Origin of the sequence: Enterovibrio calviensis DSM 14347, from assembly GCF_000621165.1 — a bacterium.
Taxonomy (GTDB): Bacteria; Pseudomonadota; Gammaproteobacteria; order Enterobacterales; family Vibrionaceae; genus Enterovibrio; species Enterovibrio calviensis.
Genome location: NZ_JHZA01000009.1, coordinates 75083 through 95159, shown reverse-complemented (window position 1 = coordinate 95159; position 20077 = coordinate 75083). Strand labels below are relative to the sequence as shown.

At 48.9% G+C, this 20077-nt stretch carries 21 protein-coding genes; 7 read left to right on the top strand and 14 right to left on the bottom strand.

The features are described 5' to 3' along the window. Positions 1-4 precede the first annotated feature (4 nt). From hemW to Q365_RS0108910, 7 genes are all read right to left on the bottom strand, one after another. On the bottom strand, positions 5-1156 hold the full coding sequence (gene hemW / locus Q365_RS0108940) for a radical SAM family heme chaperone HemW (protein ID WP_028023022.1): 1152 nt from the start codon (positions 1154-1156) through the stop codon (positions 5-7). 6 nt (positions 1157-1162) lie between these two features. After that, positions 1163-1762: an XTP/dITP diphosphatase gene (locus Q365_RS0108935; protein ID WP_028023021.1), complete on the bottom strand. Its 600-nt coding sequence runs from the start codon at positions 1760-1762 to the stop codon at positions 1163-1165. 149 nt (positions 1763-1911) lie between these two features. Beyond that, positions 1912-2349 carry a DUF4426 domain-containing protein gene (locus Q365_RS0108930; protein WP_028023020.1) on the bottom strand — a complete coding sequence of 146 codons (438 nt, stop codon included), beginning with the start codon at positions 2347-2349 and terminating at the stop codon, positions 1912-1914. A 53-nt stretch (positions 2350-2402) separates the two neighbouring features. After that, positions 2403-2717 carry a DUF167 family protein YggU gene (gene yggU / locus Q365_RS0108925; protein ID WP_028023019.1) on the bottom strand — a complete coding sequence of 105 codons (315 nt, stop codon included), beginning with the start codon at positions 2715-2717 and terminating at the stop codon, positions 2403-2405. A gap of 3 nt (positions 2718-2720) precedes the next feature. Beyond that, complete coding sequence (locus tag Q365_RS0108920; RefSeq protein ID WP_028023018.1) at positions 2721-3290, bottom strand: YggT family protein; 570 nt, start codon at positions 3288-3290, stop codon at positions 2721-2723. Between the two features lie 9 nt (positions 3291-3299). Beyond that, positions 3300-4118 (bottom strand): pyrroline-5-carboxylate reductase, encoded by an 819-nt coding sequence (gene proC, locus Q365_RS0108915; RefSeq protein ID WP_028023017.1) that lies wholly within the window; start codon positions 4116-4118, stop codon positions 3300-3302. A 61-nt stretch (positions 4119-4179) separates the two neighbouring features. Further along, positions 4180-4890, bottom strand: a complete 711-nt coding sequence (locus Q365_RS0108910) for a YggS family pyridoxal phosphate-dependent enzyme (protein ID WP_028023016.1) — start codon at positions 4888-4890, stop codon at positions 4180-4182. Between the two features lie 26 nt (positions 4891-4916). On the opposite strand from Q365_RS0108910, the gene Q365_RS0108905 reads away from it, so the two are divergent. Both Q365_RS0108905 and Q365_RS0108900 read left to right on the top strand, forming a co-directional pair. After that, a complete protein-coding gene (locus Q365_RS0108905) occupies positions 4917-5954 on the top strand; it encodes a type IV pilus twitching motility protein PilT (RefSeq protein WP_028023015.1) in 1038 nt (345 codons plus the stop codon). A 2-nt stretch (positions 5955-5956) separates the two neighbouring features. Then, positions 5957-7072: a PilT/PilU family type 4a pilus ATPase gene (locus Q365_RS0108900; RefSeq protein ID WP_028023014.1), complete on the top strand. Its 1116-nt coding sequence runs from the start codon at positions 5957-5959 to the stop codon at positions 7070-7072. Between the two features lie 32 nt (positions 7073-7104). On the opposite strand, the gene ruvX is transcribed toward Q365_RS0108900, so the two are convergent. From ruvX to metK, 7 genes are all read right to left on the bottom strand, one after another. Then, positions 7105-7533, bottom strand: a complete 429-nt coding sequence (gene ruvX / locus Q365_RS0108895; RefSeq protein ID WP_028023013.1) for a Holliday junction resolvase RuvX — start codon at positions 7531-7533, stop codon at positions 7105-7107. 10 nt (positions 7534-7543) lie between these two features. Then, positions 7544-8107, bottom strand: a complete 564-nt coding sequence (locus Q365_RS0108890; RefSeq protein ID WP_028023012.1) for a YqgE/AlgH family protein — start codon at positions 8105-8107, stop codon at positions 7544-7546. Between the two features lie 163 nt (positions 8108-8270). Continuing rightward, on the bottom strand, positions 8271-9218 hold the full coding sequence (gshB, locus tag Q365_RS0108885; protein ID WP_028023011.1) for a glutathione synthase: 948 nt from the start codon (positions 9216-9218) through the stop codon (positions 8271-8273). Between the two features lie 47 nt (positions 9219-9265). Further along, a complete protein-coding gene (gene rsmE, locus Q365_RS0108880) occupies positions 9266-9997 on the bottom strand; it encodes a 16S rRNA (uracil(1498)-N(3))-methyltransferase (protein WP_028023010.1) in 732 nt (243 codons plus the stop codon). A 132-nt stretch (positions 9998-10129) separates the two neighbouring features. Beyond that, positions 10130-10840, bottom strand: coding sequence for an endonuclease (locus Q365_RS0108875; RefSeq protein ID WP_028023009.1), 711 nt, complete (start codon positions 10838-10840; stop codon positions 10130-10132). A 127-nt stretch (positions 10841-10967) separates the two neighbouring features. Continuing rightward, complete coding sequence (locus tag Q365_RS0108870) at positions 10968-11459, bottom strand: SprT family zinc-dependent metalloprotease (RefSeq protein WP_028023008.1); 492 nt, start codon at positions 11457-11459, stop codon at positions 10968-10970. Between the two features lie 105 nt (positions 11460-11564). Further along, entirely contained in the window at positions 11565-12719 is a 1155-nt protein-coding gene (gene metK / locus Q365_RS0108865; protein ID WP_017012191.1) for a methionine adenosyltransferase, read from the bottom strand. Between the two features lie 360 nt (positions 12720-13079). Between metK and tkt the strand changes: the two genes are divergently transcribed. From tkt to mscS, 5 genes are all read left to right on the top strand, one after another. Further along, entirely contained in the window at positions 13080-15077 is a 1998-nt protein-coding gene (tkt, locus tag Q365_RS0108860; RefSeq protein ID WP_028023007.1) for a transketolase, read from the top strand. Between the two features lie 229 nt (positions 15078-15306). Further along, positions 15307-16347 (top strand): erythrose-4-phosphate dehydrogenase, encoded by a 1041-nt coding sequence (gene epd / locus Q365_RS0108855; protein WP_028023006.1) that lies wholly within the window; start codon positions 15307-15309, stop codon positions 16345-16347. Positions 16348-16416: 69 nt separating this feature from the next. Further along, positions 16417-17580, top strand: a complete 1164-nt coding sequence (locus Q365_RS0108850) for a phosphoglycerate kinase (protein WP_028023005.1) — start codon at positions 16417-16419, stop codon at positions 17578-17580. A 226-nt stretch (positions 17581-17806) separates the two neighbouring features. Continuing rightward, complete coding sequence (gene fbaA, locus Q365_RS0108845; RefSeq protein WP_016960320.1) at positions 17807-18883, top strand: class II fructose-bisphosphate aldolase; 1077 nt, start codon at positions 17807-17809, stop codon at positions 18881-18883. 157 nt (positions 18884-19040) lie between these two features. Next, a complete protein-coding gene (gene mscS, locus Q365_RS0108840; RefSeq protein WP_028023004.1) occupies positions 19041-19952 on the top strand; it encodes a small-conductance mechanosensitive channel MscS in 912 nt (303 codons plus the stop codon). The last annotated feature ends 125 nt before the right edge of the window (positions 19953-20077 follow it).

Sequence of the window (20077 nt, the reverse complement as noted above, 5' to 3'; positions counted from 1 at the left end):
GCCTTCATTCGTTGATGAAGGCGGAAAGAAGATCGTTCAAGAACAGACGGCCTTTGGCGGTAACTTGCCAGTGGGTATCGGTTTCGCTTAGCAGCCCTTGAGCGATGACATTGGCAATCGGCTCGGCAATCACATCTAGCGTTAAACCTGTTCGTGCAGAAAAATCTGCTTTCGGACATGCTTCCACTAAGCGGAATCTGTTCATGAAAAACTCAAACGGCATTTCATCTGCTTCCACTATATGCAATTCGCTGAGGTATTCTTTCTCAGGATCGAGATAACCGCGCGGGTGTTTCACTTTTACTGTGCGTTGTACGGTTCCCGTTGGTGCGGTGATCTTGCCATGCGCCCCGCAACCAATGCCCAAATAGTCCCCAAAACGCCAGTAGTTCAGGTTGTGCTGGCACTGATAATCCGGCTTGCTGTAACCGGACGTTTCATACTGTACATAACCTGCATCCGTAAGGAGCTGGTGGCCTTGCTCGAAAATATCCCAAAGATCATCGTCGTCAGGTAGCGTGGGCGGTTTGGAATAGTATTGGGTATTGGGCTCGATGGTGAGCTGATACCACGACAAATGCGGCGGGTCGAGTTCGATGGCTTGTCTAAGATCGCTCAAGGCGCTCTGTAAGGTTTGGTCGGGCAGGCCGTGCATCAAATCAAGGTTAAAGCTGTTTAGCTCTGCATCATGTGCCAAGGCTGCTGCGCGTTTGGCTTCGCCTGAGCCATGAATTCGTCCCAGACGCTTGAGTTTTGCGTTGTCAAAGCTCTGCACACCAATCGAGATACGGTTTACACCCACACTACGATAAGCGATGAACTTGTCTGCTTCTACAGTGCCGGGATTCGCTTCCATGGTGATTTCGATGCCGTCTTTAAACGGAATTTGCTCATCAATACCCACCAATAATCGAGATATCTCTGCTGGTGACATCAGGCTTGGCGTGCCGCCACCAATGAAGATGGAATGCAGGTGACGTCCGCTCACTCCCTCAAAACGGGCGAGATCTCGCTTCAAGTCGTCCAATAGCGCAGTAATGTAGTCTTGCTCTGGAATTTCCCCTTTCAAGGTGTGCGAGTTGAAATCGCAGTAGGGGCACTTTTGCACGCACCAAGGGATGTGAACATAAAGACTGAGTGGGATTTGAGCAGCCATGATGATTTACTTCTTCTCGTCACGAAGGGCGGCAAACAGTTTCTTTAATGCCTGACCACGGTGTGATAATTGTTTTTTGATTGCAGGTTCAAGGTTCGCCAAGGTGCAGCCATGTTCTTTGGTGTAGAACACCGGATCATAGCCAAAGCCATGTGAGCCTGACGCTTCGCGCGTGATTTCGCCTTCGAATACACCATGGCACACCAGTGGCGTTGGATCATTCGCGTGGCGCATGTACACCAATACACAATGGAAACGAGCACTGCGTTGGTCGTCAGGCGCGTTAGCCATGCACTCCAGCAGCTTGTCGATATTGGCTTGGTCGCCTTTGCCTTCACCGGCATAGCGCGCACTGTAAACGCCGGGTGCGCCGTTAAGGAAGTCGACTTCTAGGCCAGAATCATCAGCAATCGCAGGTAAGCCCGTTTCTTTCGCAGCGTGACGTGCTTTGATGATGGCATTTTCAATGAAGGTGGTTCCTGTTTCATCAGCGTCACTGATGCCGAACTCACTCTGTGCAAGCACATTGAAGCCGAAATCTTGCAGAAGGTCGGCCATTTCTTTGACCTTTCCTGCATTGCCTGTCGCGAGAACCACTTTGCTCATCATTTTACTCCTGAAGGTGTTGCTCGTGCTGATACCCGCAAAGGGCGCACTAGAGCAAACGCAAATTGTCGTCTGATCGCCACCCATAAAAAATGGCGCTTCATGTGAGCGCCATCATACCTGAATGTGATGTGGTGTCATCTACCACGCTATTCGCTATAAAACTGCTGTTGGAAGGAGAGTTTGCCTGAGCGATTACCTTGCGCTTGAACCTCGATGTCGAAGATCAGCTTTTCTTCGTTAGCGAAGCGAAACTCTGCCAAATAGTAGATAGCTTTGCCTTCACGCACTTCGCGAAAAGTGAGGGGTTTGGTTGTGCCAAGTAGGTTGCGCGCTTTACCCGTGATGTTCGCAGTGAGAGCCGGTTTACCTGCTTGATTTTTATCGAGGATAGCAATGTTAATCAGTGCATTTACGCTACTACGTTTAATGCCATAACTCTTGGCCACAGCCGGGGGAATAAACGTGGCGTTGAGTGCTGAGTAATGCACTTCTAACGAGCCAATATTCTTCAATTGTTCCGCGTGTGAGAGCGGCGACATCAGCATCAACACGGTGCTGATAAGGAATAAAATGCGCGATTTCATGACTGGTTCCTTGTCTGATGGAATAAACGCACCACGAGGTGTGCGTTCAATACTTACTTACTGGATAGCGTGGGGATCAGATCACTGATGGCATCAGGATAGACGGCGGGGCTTTTTACCCTGACTTGTTTGTGTCTGCCTAGCTCGCCTTTTTCTATCGCGATAAGTCCTTTTGCGACTTTGAATTGTTTCGACAGGTACTTGGTGAGGTGGGCATTGGCTTTGCCATCCACCGGTGGGGCGGTAATGGCGAGTTTGATTTCCTCGCCATGTATGCCCATCCACTGGTCACGGCTTGCTTTAGGCTGGATATACAACCTGAGGATCAGATCCTCGTTATCCAGCCATGCAGTGCGCGGTGCGCTCATTGATTACAGCACGAACCACAAATTGCCGAAGTAAGGGCTGAGAAGGTCGCCGATAAAGAAGTTCAAGAACTGCAATACGATGAACAATACAAGCACGCTTAAATCTAGGCCGCCCATTGATGGCAGAACACGACGGATAGGCGCGACCAAAGGCTCAGTCAACTGAACCATCACAAATTCAATAGGGCTACGACCTTGGCTAACCCAGCTCAAGATAGCGCGCAGAATCAGTACCCAGAACAGCAAACCGCCTGCCGCTTTGATCATGGCAATGAGACCAATCAACAGGTAGGTCGCATCAAACGGAGGCATACCGCCCGAACTCACCATTTGCAGGACAAAGAACTTGGCGACACACAGTACATAAGCAAACAGAACGGTTGCTAAGTCAAACGCCCCGATTGAGGGAATGACGCGACGCAGTGGCGCAACGACAGGTTGGGTCGCTTTGACGACAAACTGGCTGAATGGATTATAAAAATCTGCACGTGACCATTGCAGCCAAACTCGAAGCAACACCACCATAATGTAAAGGTCGAACAGTGTTGAAACGAGGAAGTTCATTGAGTTCATAAATTAGCCCTAAAATAGCGATTCCATTTCTTCAGCGCGGCGCACAGCTGCCTGCATGGCTTCTGCTACCGTCTCTGACAGTTGGTTGTTATTAAATACGTTCAGTGCCTCAGCGGTGGTACCGCCTTTGGATGTCACTTGTTCTCTCAAGGTTGCCAGTTCAATGTCTGGGTTGGCAACTACCATTTTAGCTGCGCCGAGTGCAGACTGCTGCACAAGAAGGCGTGCCGTGTCTTTATCAAAGCCTTGGCGTTCAGCTTCCGCTTGCATGGCTTCCATAAATCGGAAGAAGTAGGCAGGTGCACTGCCTGCAGCGGCAATAATACCATTGATGCCTGATTCTTCGCTGACCCAACAAATATTGCCGACGGCTTGCATTAAGTCGCCCGCAAATTGGCGATCACCTTCAGATACAGAGTCTGGAGCATAAAGCCCGCTCATACCCTCACCAACCAGCGAAGGTGTGTTAGGCATCACACGAACAAGATTGAGTGGTACGCTAGCCATCTCAGACAGGCGCGCAACAGAAATACCCGCCGCGATGGAAATGGCGAGTTTTTGGCTCCAGTCGATGTCGGTCAAACTCGCGAGCAATTCTTCCATGCCTTGTGGTTTAACGCCTAACACGACCACATCGGCCTGCTTAGCGCTTTCAATGGCATCTTCATTGGCATTGATGCCAAAGCTGTCACGAAAGGCTGCGCTCTTTTCGGGCGTGCGATTAACCGCCGTCAACAAAGATGCTGGGTAGCCAGATTGAATGAGGCCAGCAATGATTGAGCGAGCCATGTTGCCCGCGCCAATAAAGGCAATGGTACGTTGTTCCATCAAATAAATTCCTCGTTGTCGGGGAAGCCGTAACAGGCTTACCTGAAAAAGTGTGTCGCTATTACTTCTCGCCGCGCTGGCTGTAATCTCTTGCCCCAAATAGCGCTGTACCGATTCGCACCATGGTACTTTTGGATGCTATGGCAGCATCCATATCACCACTCATCCCCATCGATAGCGTATCGAATTGAGGTCGGTTGGCTTTCATTTCTTCAAATAGAGTCGACAAAGGCGCAAAAGCGGCCATTTGCGCTTCATGATTTTCTTCTGGCTGAGGAATGCACATTAGCCCCCTTAGCGTCAGGTTCGGCATGCTTTCGATTTCTTCCGCCAATGCTCTAACGTCATCAAAGCCAGCGCCGGATTTCGAAGCTTCGCCGCTGGTGTTAATTTGGATAAGCACTTGTAGCGGTGGCATGTCACTTGGACGCTGCTCGCTGAGCCGACGGGCGACTTTGCTGCGATCAATCGAATGCACCCAATCGAAGTGTTCAGCGATCGGGCGCGTTTTATTGGACTGGATTGGGCCAATGAAATGCCATTCCAGATCGGGCTGAAGAGGACGGAAATGAGTGATTTTATCCACCCCTTCTTGCACATAGTTTTCGCCAAACTGACGATGGCCTGCCTTGATGGCTTCGGCGATCGCCTCGATAGGCTTGGTTTTACTCACCGCCAACAATTGCACGCCAGAGGCGTCTCTCCCGCATTTTTGTGCGGCATTGTCTATTTGGCTGGTGACCTGCTCTAGGTTTTGTCTGATACTACACATGGCTAATTCTGCGAGGAAACGTATTAATGGATATTACTGAATTATTGGACTTTAGTGTAAAGCATAATGCCTCAGATCTACATCTTTCTGCGGGTGTGCCGCCAATGGTCCGCGTTGATGGTGATGTCCGCAAGCTGAGTCTACCTGCGCTTGAGCATAATGACGTGAATCGTCTTATCTTCGATGTGATGAATGATTCACAGCAGCGCGAGTTTGAGCAAAACCTCGAAGTTGACTTCTCGTTTGAGCTCGCGTCCGTCGGTCGCTTTCGTGTGAATGCCTTCCACCAGGCTCGCGGCTGCGCAGCAGTGTTCCGAAACATTCCATCTAAAATCCCAACCTTAGAAGCGATTAATGCCCCTGCTGTGTTTGAGCAGTTTGTGAATTATCAAAAGGGATTGGTGTTGGTAACAGGGCCAACGGGATCGGGTAAATCCACCACGTTGGCGGCGATGATCGACAAAATTAATCGTGAGCAACATCGTCACATCCTCACCATTGAAGATCCGATTGAGTTTGTCCATGAGCAGAAAAGCTCGTTGATCAACCAACGAGAGGTTCATCGAGATACCCATTCATTTAAGAATGCGCTTCGTTCCGCATTGCGTGAAGACCCCGATGTGATTTTGGTGGGTGAGCTACGTGATCAAGAAACCATTAGTCTGGCATTGACCGCAGCTGAAACGGGCCACTTGGTGTTTGGCACCTTGCATACCTCCAGTGCTGCGAAGACCGTTGACCGTATCATTGATGTCTTCCCGGGCGCAGACAAACCTATGGTGCGTTCGATGTTGTCAGAATCTCTAAGGGCGGTCGTATCACAGAAACTGTTGAAGCAGGTAACGGGCGGCCGAGTTGCGGCGCATGAAGTCATGATTGCGACACCAGCCATTCGCAACTTGATCCGCGAAGACAAAGTGGCGCAGATGTATTCAATGATTCAAACCGGATCCGGTATGGGCATGCAAACCATGGAACAAGCGCTGCGCAACCTAATGATGCAAGGCGTGATAGACAGCCAAGAAGCCAACAAGGCACTGGACAGTGCAGGGACAGGATTTTAAGGATGACAGCAAAAGCACCGCTCTTTGAATTACTCGATGAAATGCTCACGCGACGTGCGTCGGATTGTTACATCACGGTTGGGGCATCTTGCATGCTTCGTGTGGACGGCAGTTTGAAGCCAGTAGGAGACAGACTGGATGAGGCTGGCGTTAATGGGCTGATTAAACAAGCCATGGACGCAGACACTTACCAAAAGTTCATCATAGAGCGGGAAGCCAACTTTGCTTTGGTCACCGAGACTGGCCGTTTTCGTGTCAGTGCATTCTGGCAACGAGATTTACCCGGCATGGTTATGCGCCGCATTGAGACCAACATCCCTGATATCCACTCATTGGGTTTACCAGATGTTATTCAGGATTTGTCGATCGCAAAACGTGGGTTGGTGTTGATCGTTGGGGCGACGGGGTCGGGGAAATCGACGTCGATGGCAGCCATGGTGGGCTTTCGAAATACCCACCGCAGCGGACACATTCTGACGGTCGAAGATCCTATTGAGTTTATTCACCCGCACAACAAGTGCATTGTGACCCAGCGTGAAATTGGCATTGATACCGAAAGCTATGAGATCGCGTTGAAAAACTCGCTACGCCAAGCACCTGACATGATCATGATCGGTGAGATCCGTACCCGAGAGACCATGGAGTACGCGATGCAATTTGCCGAAACTGGCCATCTATGTATTGCGACGTTGCACGCTAACAATGCCAACCAAGCACTAGAGCGCGTGCTGCACTTGGTGCCAAAAGAACGCCGTGAGCAATTCTTGTTTGATTTGTCACTGAACCTTCGTGGGGTGCTCGCTCAACAATTGGTACCAGATATTAGTGGCGTTGGACGCCACGGTGCTTACGAGCTACTGCTGAATACCTCACACGTGTCGGATTTGATTCGTCGTGGTGAGTTGCATGAATTGAAAGCCAGTATTGGTAGGGGTGAAAACGCGGGTATGTGTACCTTCGACCAATCACTGTTTACGTTGTATCAGGCTGGGAAAATCTCCCAAGAAGAAGCCTTGCATCATGCGGATTCTCGCAATGAATTGAAGTTGATGATGAAAATGGCAGAGCAGTCTGATGGCTCGTTGTCGTTGGCAGACGTAAGCATCGAAGGTCGATAGCGAAATAAAAAAAAGCGCCATTGGCGCTTTTTTTAGCTGTATTGATGTTCAAACCAACTTTCGACAATGATGACGGCGGATTGACAGTCAATATTGCCTTTTCCTAGTGCGCGATAACCGCCTTGTTCAAACAGTGATGAACGCGCCTCTGTGGTGGTGAGTCGCTCGTCGTGTAGTTCGACGTTCACACCAAAGCGCCCTTTAAGACGATTCGCAAACTTGCGCGCACGAGGTGTAATGGTTTCGAGCTCGCCGCCTTGTAAGTCTAGAGGTAATCCAACCACGACCACATCAGGTTTCCACTCTTTTAAAATGGCTTCAATCGCTTCCCAGCTAGGAATGCCGTCTTTGGCTTTGAGCGCTTTAAGCGGCGTTGCTGTACCTGTAATGGCTTGCCCGATAGCGGTGCCAATACTTTTTGTGCCGTAGTCGAAACCCAGCACGGTTTGGATGTTACTCATGGGATGTCTCTTATGCGTGTCCAATATCGGACGATAGATTGAGCGCACTGATACCCAAATGCTTCAACGCGGTCTCCCAGCGCTCATTGATTGGGGTATCAAAAATGACGGCAGGGTCAGCTTCAATGGTTAGCCAGCTGTTTTCCGCCAATTCTTTCTCTAATTGACCTGCATCCCAGCCGGAATAACCCAGTGCGACAATGAACTGCTCTGGCTCGTCATTCGTGCCTAAGATGGCCAAGATGTCTTTTGAGGTGGTGACCGTCAGCGCATCTGAAAGTTGAATGCTTGAACCAAATGTCTGTTTGTTTTTGTGAAGTACAAAACCACGGTCTTCTGATACGGGGCCACCAAACAGCACTGGTTGATCAAGGCTCAAGGGCTGAGTGACATGATGATCGCGATCGACTTCAATTTGCTCCAGCATGTTAGCAACAGAAATGTTGATAGGCTGGTTTATCACAAGCCCCATCGCGCCGTCTTCATTGTGTTCGCACATGTAAATGACACTGTGCTTAAAACGGTCGTCTGCCATGCTAGGCATCGCGACAAGAAAATGGTTTTTAAAATTCATGATGCCCTTCCACTACTAAGTTGCGTTGGCGCAAAGGTGCTTGTTTTCAAAAAATGCGTAATGATGGCAGGTGCGAACATTGCAGAGTGCCTACGTTCAGTATGAGCGGTAAGCGAAAGAAAGTCAGCCTTGTGCAGAGGAAACTGCACAAGACTGTGTACGATTACTTTTGCAGGCGAGCTTCGATGGCATCCATCAACTTGCCGCTGATGTTGATATCAAAGGCCGCTTCAATTTCACGGATACACGTTGGACTCGTGACATTAATTTCAGTCAGCTTGTCGCCAATGATATCCAGACCGACAAAGATCAGGCCTTTTTCTTTCAGCGTTGGTGCGACAGCACGGGCAATGGCCCAGTCGGTGTCACTTAAAGGACGCGCTTCACCGCGACCACCTGCTGCAAGGTTACCGCGTGTTTCGCCTTTGGCTGGAATACGCGCCAAACAGTATGGCATCGGCTCGCCGTCAACCACTAGAATACGCTTGTCGCCATTGCTGATGTCTGGAACGAACGTCTGCGCCATGCAGTAGTTAGTGCCAAGACTGGTCAGTGTTTCGATGATCACGGATAGGTTAGGATCGCCCTTCTTCACGCGGAAGATAGAAGAACCGCCCATGCCATCAAGCGGCTTCAAAATCACGTCGCCGTGTTTTTCATGGAACGCTTTGATTTGGTCGTCACGACGCGTCACCAAGGTGATTGGCGTGTGCTCTGGGAACCAAGCGGTGAATAGCTTTTCGTTACAATCACGGAGGCTTTGCGGTTTGTTAACGATTAAGCATCCTTCCACTTCCGCGCGCTCAAGAATGTACGTTGCGTAGATGTATTCCGTGTCGAACGGCGGGTCTTTACGCATCAAGACAGCATCAAGATCGGCCAGTGCGATCTCTTGCTCGCTTTTTACGTCAAACCACTTCTCAGGGTTTTGTTCTACGCTGATGATCTTGGTGCGAGCAAGGGCTTTTCCTTGCTCCAGCGACAAGTCATTCATCTGCATGTAGTGAATTTCCCAGCCACGCGCTTGTGCTTCTAGCATCATGGCAAAAGAAGAATCTTTCTTGATGTTGATGGACTCAATTGGGTCCATCACGATACCCAGTTTGATCATTCTGTCTTCCTTATCTGGCAAGTTCGTCGCCGTTAAACTTGGTGTCATTAACCAAGGTCACCAAAGCGAACCTGCAATGCCGTAATTGCGGTCAATGCTGCGGTTTCAGTGCGCAGCACACGCGGTCCCAAAAGTGTTTCTTCAAACCCGTGCTCACGGGTCTTTTCAATTTCTTCTGCTGACAAACCGCCTTCAGGGCCAATCAATAGGCGCACGCGATTAACAGGCTGCGGCAGGGTATTGATGGAATATTTGGCGCGAGGGTGAAGGTTGAGTTTCAAACCATCAAACGCTTCCTGACTCCAGGCATCCAACGCCATCACTGGGCGGATTTCTGGGACGATGTTTCGGCCAGATTGTTCGCAGGCAGCAATCGCAATCTTCTGCCATTGCTGCAATTTCTTGTCAAAGCGGTCGGCGTTGAGTTTGACACCACATCGTTCAGAGATCAGTGGCGTAATCACATTGACGCCAAGCTCGACAGATTTTTGAATGGTGAACTCCATTTTGTCGCCGCGACTGATGACTTGACCAAGGTGCAAGTCTAGCGGCGATTCAATGCTGCGCTCGACACGTTCAGTGATATCGACGTTGACGTTCTTTTTTGAAACGTCACAGATCACTGCGGGGAATTCAGCGCCGCTGCCATCAAAGAGCAGGACTTCTTGTCCAACTTGCATACGCAATACACGGCCAACATGATTTGCCGCATCATCATCAAGTGCGACACGGCCGCTGTTAGGCAGCAATTCAGGATGGAAAATTCTTGGGATACGCATGGTGGTTTTGGTCTTGGAAATAATGAGCAGCAGTTTAGCATGCTACTGCTCATTGACTGTAGTTTTGCCTGTAATTTTGGCCGTAATCTCGGGTGTAAGGTGAGCGCAAGTTTACGGCCTTCTAAGGTGAGGTTATAGACCTGCCTTTTCGCATGCCACTTTCACGAACGGGTTGTGATTCCCTTGATTACGGGCAATGCGACGGTCACGCTCACATTCCCAAGCAGTGACTGGATAGGTTTTATCCCACGCGTTCATGAGCTTTTTCTGTGCTGATGCTAAACGAAAATCGTATTGCTGATTCATGTATTGGTAGATACGAGCAATCGCGCCTCGGCTTTGCGCTGGGGGATCGACAGCACGCTGCTTGAAGTCGACTTTCATGTCGCACTGGCCATAAAACGCGCCTTTGTCGCCGTTCCATTGTGAGAAACGGTAGTTTGAGCGGTCGCCATTCACTTCGCCAATCGCGGGGACGAGGTTGTGCAGGTCAGCTTCCATCAAACGAAATGCTGGGTCGGTTCTGCCACAGTTTTTGCGTCCGCCATCTTGCCAGCATTGACGCTGGTGGCCGAACTGCCATGCCGGAACCACATGTTCCCACTCGATGCGGCTTGCTCGCTTGAGTTGCTTTCGGACTTGGTAACCACAATCATCCAATTGCGGGACGCCTTTCTTACCTTGCCATTCGATATCACAGCCACAGTAAAAAGAGGTCGGGTAGTCTTGATAGATTTTTTGCGCGATGCGCTTGGCTTTCGAAAAGGATTGAGGATGCTCTGGGGCTGACATCGCCAACGGGGATATCAACAGAGCAGAAAGCAGTAAGAGATACTTCTTCATCATGAATCAAAGTCTTGGTGGAAATAAGTACTTTGATTATTGCAGATGTTTGCGAGTTAAATCTCACTAAAGTTGTGCTAATTGAGATGCTTGCTCGTTAAGAGGCTGTTATCACCCAAAAGTGAGACTAAGAGGAAGCAGGTTTCCACACCAGTGGCTGCTTACAACGCCGACACATATATTGAACTTGTTGACGTTGTACTTTGTTGTGGCGACGAACAGACAAGGGGATCACGTCGCATTGGCAGTGGTAGGGGAAGGTTTTTCCTTCCACAGATTTAATGTCAAAGCTGTGTGTGGTTTTCGGTTGAACATCAAAGACCTGTGACATGACTGCCTGCCACTCTTTGCCATGGGGGCGAACGCGTCCGAAACGCGCAAAGACAATCAAGTGACTCACTTCATGGGGCACGACTTCTTCAATAAAGGCGTCAGGGTTCTCTGCCAGCAAGACAGGGTTAAAGCGAAGTTGCCAGCGTTGAAGCAGCGCCATTCCCGCGGTTTTTCCTCGAATATCAAAACGGATTGCTGGCACCGCAAAATCGGTACCTAGGGTCAGGTTTGCATGAGAGATGCATTCGCTTACGCGTCGAGTAATACGGTAGTGGAGTTCGTTCATCGCCTTGGCAGATTGGATTGTCACTGCGGGTAGGGTAAAGATAGGCATGAAAAAAGGGAAGCCGAAGCTTCCCTTTTCTTAATCTGTCGTGCTGCGTTTTCGCGATTACTTGATGTTTGCGAAATCGCGCAGTGCTGCAACTTTGTCGGTTTTTTCCCAAGGGAATTCTTCGCGACCGAAGTGACCGTATGCTGCTGTCTTCTTGTAGATAGGTTGCAACAGGTCCAGCATCTCTTGTAGGCCGTATGGGCGCAGGTCAAAGTGCTGACGAACCGCTTCGATGATGATCTCTTGAGAGACTTTCTCAGTGCCGAAGGTTTCAACCATGATAGACGTTGGGTCTGCAACACCAATCGCGTAAGACAATTGGATTTCACAGCGGTCTGCTAGGCCAGCAGCAACGATGTTTTTCGCAACATAACGTGCTGCGTATGCCGCTGAGCGGTCAACTTTTGATGGATCTTTACCAGAGAAAGCACCACCACCGTGACGGGCTGCGCCGCCGTAGGTATCAACGATGATCTTACGACCCGTCAAACCACAGTCACCCATTGGGCCACCGATAACGAAACGACCGGTTGGGTTGATGAAGAATTTGGTTTCTTTGTTCAACCATTCTGTTGGCAGTACAGGCTTGATGATTTCTTCCATGACCGCTTCACGTAGGTGCTCAGTGGTGACTGAATCACAGTGTTGGGTAGAAAGAACAACCGCGTCGATACCAACAATCTTGCCTTGGTCGTATTGGAAGGTCACCTGTGATTTCGCGTCTGGGCGAAGGAAATCGAGTTTACCGCTCTTACGCACTTCAGCTTGTTTCTTAACAAGAAGGTGAGAGTAAGTGATAGGTGCAGGCATTAGCACGTCAGTTTCGTTACATGCATAACCAAACATGATGCCTTGGTCGCCTGCGCCTTGCTCTTTCGGATCAGCGCGGTCAACACCTTGGTTAATATCAGGTGATTGCTTACCAATGGTATTAAGTACGGCACACGAATCAGCATCGAAACCCATGTCTGAGTGAACGTAGCCGATTTCACGCACGGTTTGACGCGTCAGTTCTTCGATATCAACCCAAGCTGAAGTGGTGATTTCACCGCCAACCATGACCATGCCGGTTTTTACGTATGTTTCACAAGCAACGCGGGCTTTTGGATCCTGCTCTAAAATCGCATCAAGTACGGCATCTGAAATTTGGTCAGCAATTTTGTCTGGGTGACCTTCCGAAACCGATTCTGAAGTAAACAGGTGTTTGGCCATGTCGCGTTCCTTAAAAATAAGTAATGAGCTAAATATAGGTTGATATACGTTTAAATGGTTAGATGTTTTACCATCTGGACGTCTATTCTACGCTGGAGCGATAAGAAATCAACCATGCAATTTGTCTGTGTAAAAGGGAAACGATTGCGTTCCTCATCGCACTGTGCCGAAATTAAACGATTCCTTCATACTAAAATCATCAGAATGCCTTCAAATCAGACATGTAAATCGTTTGCAGACGAACAGCAGTCTTGCGACAATACGACCCCGCCAAGTTCTGCGATCAGGCCTCTCTAAACTATTTCAGTATTGCGCCTGTTTGCATATAAAACAAAACGTCTATTGATCTCAGGAGCAGACATGTCTTCCCGCAAGGTATTAGCAAACGCGATTCGTGCACTTAGCATGGACGGTGTACAACAAGCCAACTCTGGCCACCCAGGCGCCCCAATGGGCATGGCTGATATCGCCGAAGTGCTATGGCGTGACCACATGAACCACAACCCACAAAACCCTGAGTGGGCTGACCGCGACCGTTTCGTGCTTTCGAACGGCCACGGCTCAATGCTGATTTATTCTCTGCTTCATCTCACCGGTTACGATCTGTCGATTAGCGATCTGAAAAACTTCCGTCAACTGCATTCAAAAACCCCAGGTCACCCTGAGTACGGTTATGCACCAGGCATCGAGACCACAACCGGTCCACTAGGCCAAGGCATCACCAATGCGGTAGGCATGGCGATGGCAGAGAAATCTCTGGCAGCGCAATTTAACCGTGAAGGCCACGACATCGTTGACCACAACACTTACGTGTTCTTGGGCGATGGCTGTTTGATGGAAGGTATCTCTCACGAAGCATGTTCTCTGGCGGGTACGCTAGGTTTGGGCAAGCTGGTTGCGTTCTGGGATGACAACGGTATTTCTATCGATGGTCACGTTGAAGGCTGGTTCACCGACAACACGCCTCAGCGTTTTGAAGCCTATGGCTGGCACGTTATTCCTGCTGTTGATGGTCACGATGCTGACGCAATCAACGCGGCAATCGAAGCAGCAAAAGCAGAAACCGGTCGTCCTACGCTGATCTGTACCAAAACCGTGATCGGTTTCGGCTCACCAAACAAAGCAGGCACGCACGATTGTCATGGCGCACCACTGGGCGCAGACGAAATCGCAGCAACTCGTCAACAACTTGGCTGGGAACACGGTCCGTTTGAAATCCCTGCGGATATCTACGGTAAGTGGGATGCTAAAGAAGCGGGTGCAGCGAAAGAGTCTTCTTGGAACGAGAAGCTTGCAGCGTACGAAGCGGCTTACCCAGAGCTTGCGGCTGAATTCAAACGCCGCGTAAACGGCGATTTACCAGCAGAATGGGAAGCGAAAGCCAACCAAATCATTGCTGATCTGCAAGCAAACCCTGCAAACATTGCATCACGTAAAGCGTCTCAAAACGCGCTTGAAGCGTTTGGTGCGATGCTCCCTGAATTCATGGGCGGCTCTGCTGACCTTGCACCTTCAAACTTGACCATGTGGTCTGGTTCTAAAGCCGTCACTGCTGACGACGCATCGGGCAACTACATTCACTACGGTGTGCGTGAGTTCGGCATGACAGCGATCATCAACGGTATCGCGTTGCACGGCGGTTTCGTTCCTTACGGCGCAACCTTCCTGATGTTCATGGAATACGCACGTAACGCAATGCGCATGGCTGCACTGATGAAAATTCAGAACATCCAAGTGTACACCCATGACTCAATCGGTCTGGGTGAAGATGGCCCAACACACCAACCTGTTGAGCAAATCGCATCACTGCGTCTAACGCCAAACATGAGCACATGGCGTCCGTGTGACCAAGTAGAGTCTGCGGTTGCATGGAAACTGGCTATCGAGCGTAAAGACGGCCCAACCTCACTGATCTTCTCTCGTCAAAACTTGGCTCAACAGCCACGTGATGCAGAGCAAGTGGCGAACATCGCGAAGGGCGGCTACGTTCTGAAAGATTGTGCAGGTAAGCCTGACCTCATCTTGATTGCGACGGGTTCAGAAGTGGAACTGGCGGTTGAAGCGGCGGCGCAATTGTCTGCTGATGGCAAGCAAGTACGCGTTGTTTCTATGCCAGCAACTGACATCTACGACAAGCAAGATGCGTCTTACCGCGAATCTGTATTGCCTTCAGACGTGACAGCACGTGTTGCGATTGAAGCGGGTATTGCTGACTTCTGGTACAAGTATGTAGGTTTCGACGGCCGCATCATTGGCATGCACACCTTCGGCGAATCTGCACCAGCAGGCGAACTGTTCAAAATGTTCGGTTTCACCGTTGAAAACGTGGTTGATACGGCAAAAGAACTACTCGCATAATACCGAGAAGATGACAAAGACAACCGAGCCATTAGGCTCGGTTTTTTTTCGCCTAAAAGGGAGGGGTTGCTTTCGAGTTGGTCATTAAATCTAGCGTCTTTCAGCGCAGTTAGGTCGGTGGATATTGGTGAAAGCGCTTGCTTCGTGCAGATGCGATTCTACGGATGCGATTGTGATCTTTATCATGTAATATCTAGACCATTAAATTCGTGTTAGGACACAGGGTGTAATGCTAAAGGTTGCGATCAATGGATTTGGGCGTATCGGGCGCAATGTTTTACGCGCCGTTTATGAAAGCGGAAAGAGTCAGCAAATTAAAGTGGTGGCAGTCAATGAACTTGCCCAGCCTGATGCGATGGCGCACCTCCTGCAATACGACACCAGCCACGGCCGATTCCAGAAAAAAATCACCCACAATCAGGAACACCTTTACGTACATCACCAAGACGGTGATTACGATTCTATTCGTCTCCTGCATCTTGCGGACATAGAGTTACTTCCTTGGCGTGACCTAGACATTGATATCGTGCTCGACTGCACGGGTGTTTATGGCAATCGCGAACATGGCCAAGCGCATATCGATGCGGGTGCTAAGAAAGTCCTGTTTTCTCACCCTGGCAGCAACGACCTCGATAACACCATTATCTTTGGTGTGAATGAAGACACGTTGAAGACGTCTGACCTGATAGTGTCCAACGGTTCTTGCACCACAAACTGTATCGTTCCAGTAATAAAAGTACTGGATGAGCAGTTTGGAATTGAATCCGGCACGATCACAACAATTCACTCTTCCATGAACGATCAGCAGGTGATTGATGCCTATCACCCAGATTTGCGACGCACACGTGCTGCCAGCCAGTCTATTATTCCTGTCGACACCAAATTACATTTAGGAATTGGAAGAATATTTCCGAAATTTTCTGACAAATTTGAAGCGATTTCAGTTAGAGTTCCTACGATAAATGTCACAGCGATGGATTTAAGCGTCACAGTTAACACAAAAGTGAAAGTTAATGACGTAAATCAATCACTCGAAGAGGCTGCTCGGTGTACATTGAACGGCATCGTCGATTATACCGAGGCACCATTAGTCTCGGTTGACTTTAACCATGATCCTCACAGCGCCATTGTCGATGGCTCGCAAACACGGGTAAGTAACCACAATTTGGTGAAAATGCTGGTGTGGTGCGACAACGAGTGGGGGTTTGCTAACCGGATGTTAGACACCGCGTTAGCCATGGATGCAGTTTCCAGTGGCTCGAAGGCTTGAGTCACGGCTTTTACTTCGTAAAAGCTAAAGCAAATTTATTTATTTTTGCAACTTATAGAGAGGACGAACATGTCTGTAATTAAAATGACCGATCTGGACTTGGCTGGCAAACGCGTATTTATCCGTGCCGATCTGAACGTACCAGTGAAAAACGGTAAAGTAACTTCTGATGCACGTATCCTAGCGTCAATCCCAACCATCAAAACTTGCCTAGAAGCTGGCGCGAAAGTGATGGTGACTTCTCACCTAGGTCGCCCTACTGAAGGCGAGTACGCAGAAGAATTCTCTCTACAGCCTGTTGTTAACTACTTGAACGACGCGCTTGATTGTGACGTTAAACTAGCAAAAGATTACCTGAACGGCCTAGAGCTGAACGCGGGTGAGCTAGTGGTTCTAGAAAACGTTCGCTTCAACAAAGGCGAGAAGAAAAACGAAGACGAACTGTCTAAGCAATACGCTGCACTGTGTGACGTATTCGTGATGGATGCATTCGGTACTGCGCACCGCGCACAAGCATCTACCTACGGTGTAGGCGTATTTGCTCCAGTTGCATGTGCTGGTCCTCTTCTAGCAGCTGAACTTGAAGCACTAGGTAAAGCAATGGACAACCCAGAGCGTCCATTGGTTGCTATCGTTGGTGGTTCTAAAGTTTCTACCAAGCTGACTGTGCTTGAATCTCTATCTAAAATCGCTGACCAATTGGTTGTTGGCGGTGGTATCGCAAACACTTTCATCGCAGCTGAAGGCCACAATGTGGGCAAATCACTGTACGAAGCTGACCTAGTAGACACAGCTAAGAAGCTAATGAAAGAGTGTGCAATTCCAGTCGCGACTGACGTTGCATGTGCGAAAGCATTCGACGAAAACGCAGAAGCTGAAATCAAAAACGTTGCTGACGTTCAAGATGACGACATGATTTTCGACCTAGGTCCTCAATCAACTGCAGCACTTGCTGAAATCATCAGCAACGCGAAAACCATCCTATGGAATGGCCCAGTAGGCGTATTCGAATTCAAAAACTTCGAAGCGGGTACTGCTGGCATTTCTAAAGCAATCGCTGAATCTGCAGGTTTCTCTGTAGCGGGTGGTGGTGACACATTGGCAGCTATCGACAAGTTCGGTATTAAAGCTGATGTTTCTTACATCTCAACTGGCGGTGGTGCTTTCCTTGAGTTCGTTGAAGGTAAAGTTCTTCCAGCAGTAGAAATGCTAGAAGCGCGCGCTAAAGCGTAATTCATGAAACGGAGGTTGATAGCCTCCGTTTTTTTATGTGTCTTTCGCCGAGATTTATGTGCAGAGACGCATACACCAAAGACAAAAATTAATGTGTTTGGTGAGACGTTTGGGTACAATGCGCAGCGCTGATCGCAAACGTTTGCCGATTTAGCCGAGTTGGTTGGGATATAGCCAGCTTGGTACTGATTCATTCAAAGACTACAGAGTAAATAGGACTATTGTCATGTCTAAGATTTTTGATTTTGTAAAACCTGGCGTTATCTCTGGTGACGACGTACAGAAAGTGTTTGAAATTGCTAAAGAGAACAAGTTCGCTCTTCCAGCGGTAAACGTAGTAAACACGGATTCAATCAACGGTGTTCTAGAAGCTGCTTCTAAAGTTAAAGCACCCGTTGTTGTTCAGTTCTCTAACGGCGGTGCTGGCTTCTTCGCTGGTAAAGGCGTTAAGCTAGAAGGCCAAGGTGCACAAATCCTTGGTGCTGTTGCTGGTGCGAAATACGTTCACGCAGTAGCTGCTTCTTACGGTGTTCCAGTTATTCTGCACACTGACCACGCTGCGAAGAAACTTCTTCCTTGGATCGACGGCCTGCTAGACGCTGGTGAAGCACACTTCGCTGAAACCGGTAAGCCACTATTCTCTTCTCACATGATCGACCTTTCTGAAGAGTCTCTAGAAGAAAACATCGAAATCTGTGCTGCATACCTTGCTCGCATGGAAAAGATGGGTATGACGCTAGAAATCGAACTAGGTTGTACTGGTGGTGAAGAAGACGGCGTAGATAACTCTGATATGGACGCGTCTGAGCTATACACTTCTCCAGAAGACGTTGCATACGCATACGAGAAACTGAGCGCTATCAGCCCACGTTTCACTATCGCAGCATCTTTCGGTAACGTACACGGTGTTTACCAAGCGGGTAACGTTGTACTGACGCCAACTATCCTACGTGATTCACAAGCGTACTGTGCAGAGAAATTCGGTATTGCACCTAACGCTCTGAACTTCGTATTCCACGGCGGTTCTGGTTCTTCTGAAGCAGAAATCCAAGAGTCTATCGGTTACGGTGTTATCAAAATGAACATCGATACTGATACTCAGTGGGCAACGTGGGATGGTATCCGTACTTACTCTGCAGACAACTTTGATTACCTGCAAGGTCAAATCGGTAACCCAACTGGCGAAGCTGCGCCTAACAAGAAGTACTACGACCCACGCGTATGGCTACGCGCTGGTCAAGCTTCAATGGTTACTCGTCTAGAGAAAGCATTTGCTGACCTGAACGCTATCGACGTTCTGTAAGTTCGTTTTTTAAAAAAACGGATTACAAATCTCTCAAAACCCGCTAAATTTAGCGGGTTTTTTTGTGGCTGAAATTTAGTCATGTGACCAAGCCAATTTTGATTGCAGGAAACTGCAGTAGGAATTGGCTTGTGTGATCTTAAGATGAGAGAAAGAGATGACTGAGCAAAATGCAATTCAGGTTGTTGAAGAAACAGCAAATGAAGCAATGAGTTGGTTGGCGTCAAACCATGAACTGATGATTCAGTATGGCGTGAATATTATTACCGCAATCATGATCATGCTTGTGGGTAATTGGGTTGTTAAGAAAGTCGCTGGCTCTGTAGCCGTTGTGCTGAAAAAGCGTGAGTTGGACCAATCCGTTGTCGATTTTATCGAGAACTTGGTTCGCTACGTGATGTTTACCATTGTACTGATTGCAGCTCTAGGCCGCGTTGGCGTTGAAACGGCATCTATTGTTGCGGTTATCGGTGCGGCAGGTCTTGCTATCGGTTTAGCGCTTCAAGGTTCACTGTCGAACTTTGCTGCGGGTGTATTGATCGTGACATTCCGCCCGTTTAAATCTGGCGACCACGTAGAAGTGGGTGGTGTCTCAGGTTCCGTTGCGTCGATTCAGATCTTCTCTACCATTTTGACTACACCAGATAACAAAATGGTTGTCGTGCCTAATGGCACCGTGATTTCTAGCCCAATCACCAACTACTCACGCCATGATACGCGCCGTATTGATTTCGTTATCGGTGTGTCTTACAAAGCCGATCTTAAAAAGACCAAAGAAGTGCTAACGCGTGTTGTTAAAGCTGACCCACGTGTTTTGCAAGATCCTGAGCCAACTATTGGTGTGCATGCATTGATGGACTCTTCAGTGAACTTCGTTGTTCGCCCTTGGGTAAACACGGCTGATTACTGGGCAACGTATTTCGACTTGATGCAAGCTATCAAAGAAGGCCTAGACGAAGCGGGTATCGAGATTCCATTCCCACAAATGGATGTTCACTACCACGTGGCAGCTGCAGAAGCGAAAGCGAAAGCCAATGAAGAAAAACAGCCAGTCGCCGAAGCGCTTTAATCGCTCGCACTGCTGAATAAAGCCCTGCAAATATGCGGGGCTTTTTTATATCTATGCCATAGATAAGTCACAAAAAGATCAGTTCCATTGTTTTAAGTTTGAGACACTCTTCAATGGCGCTTAAA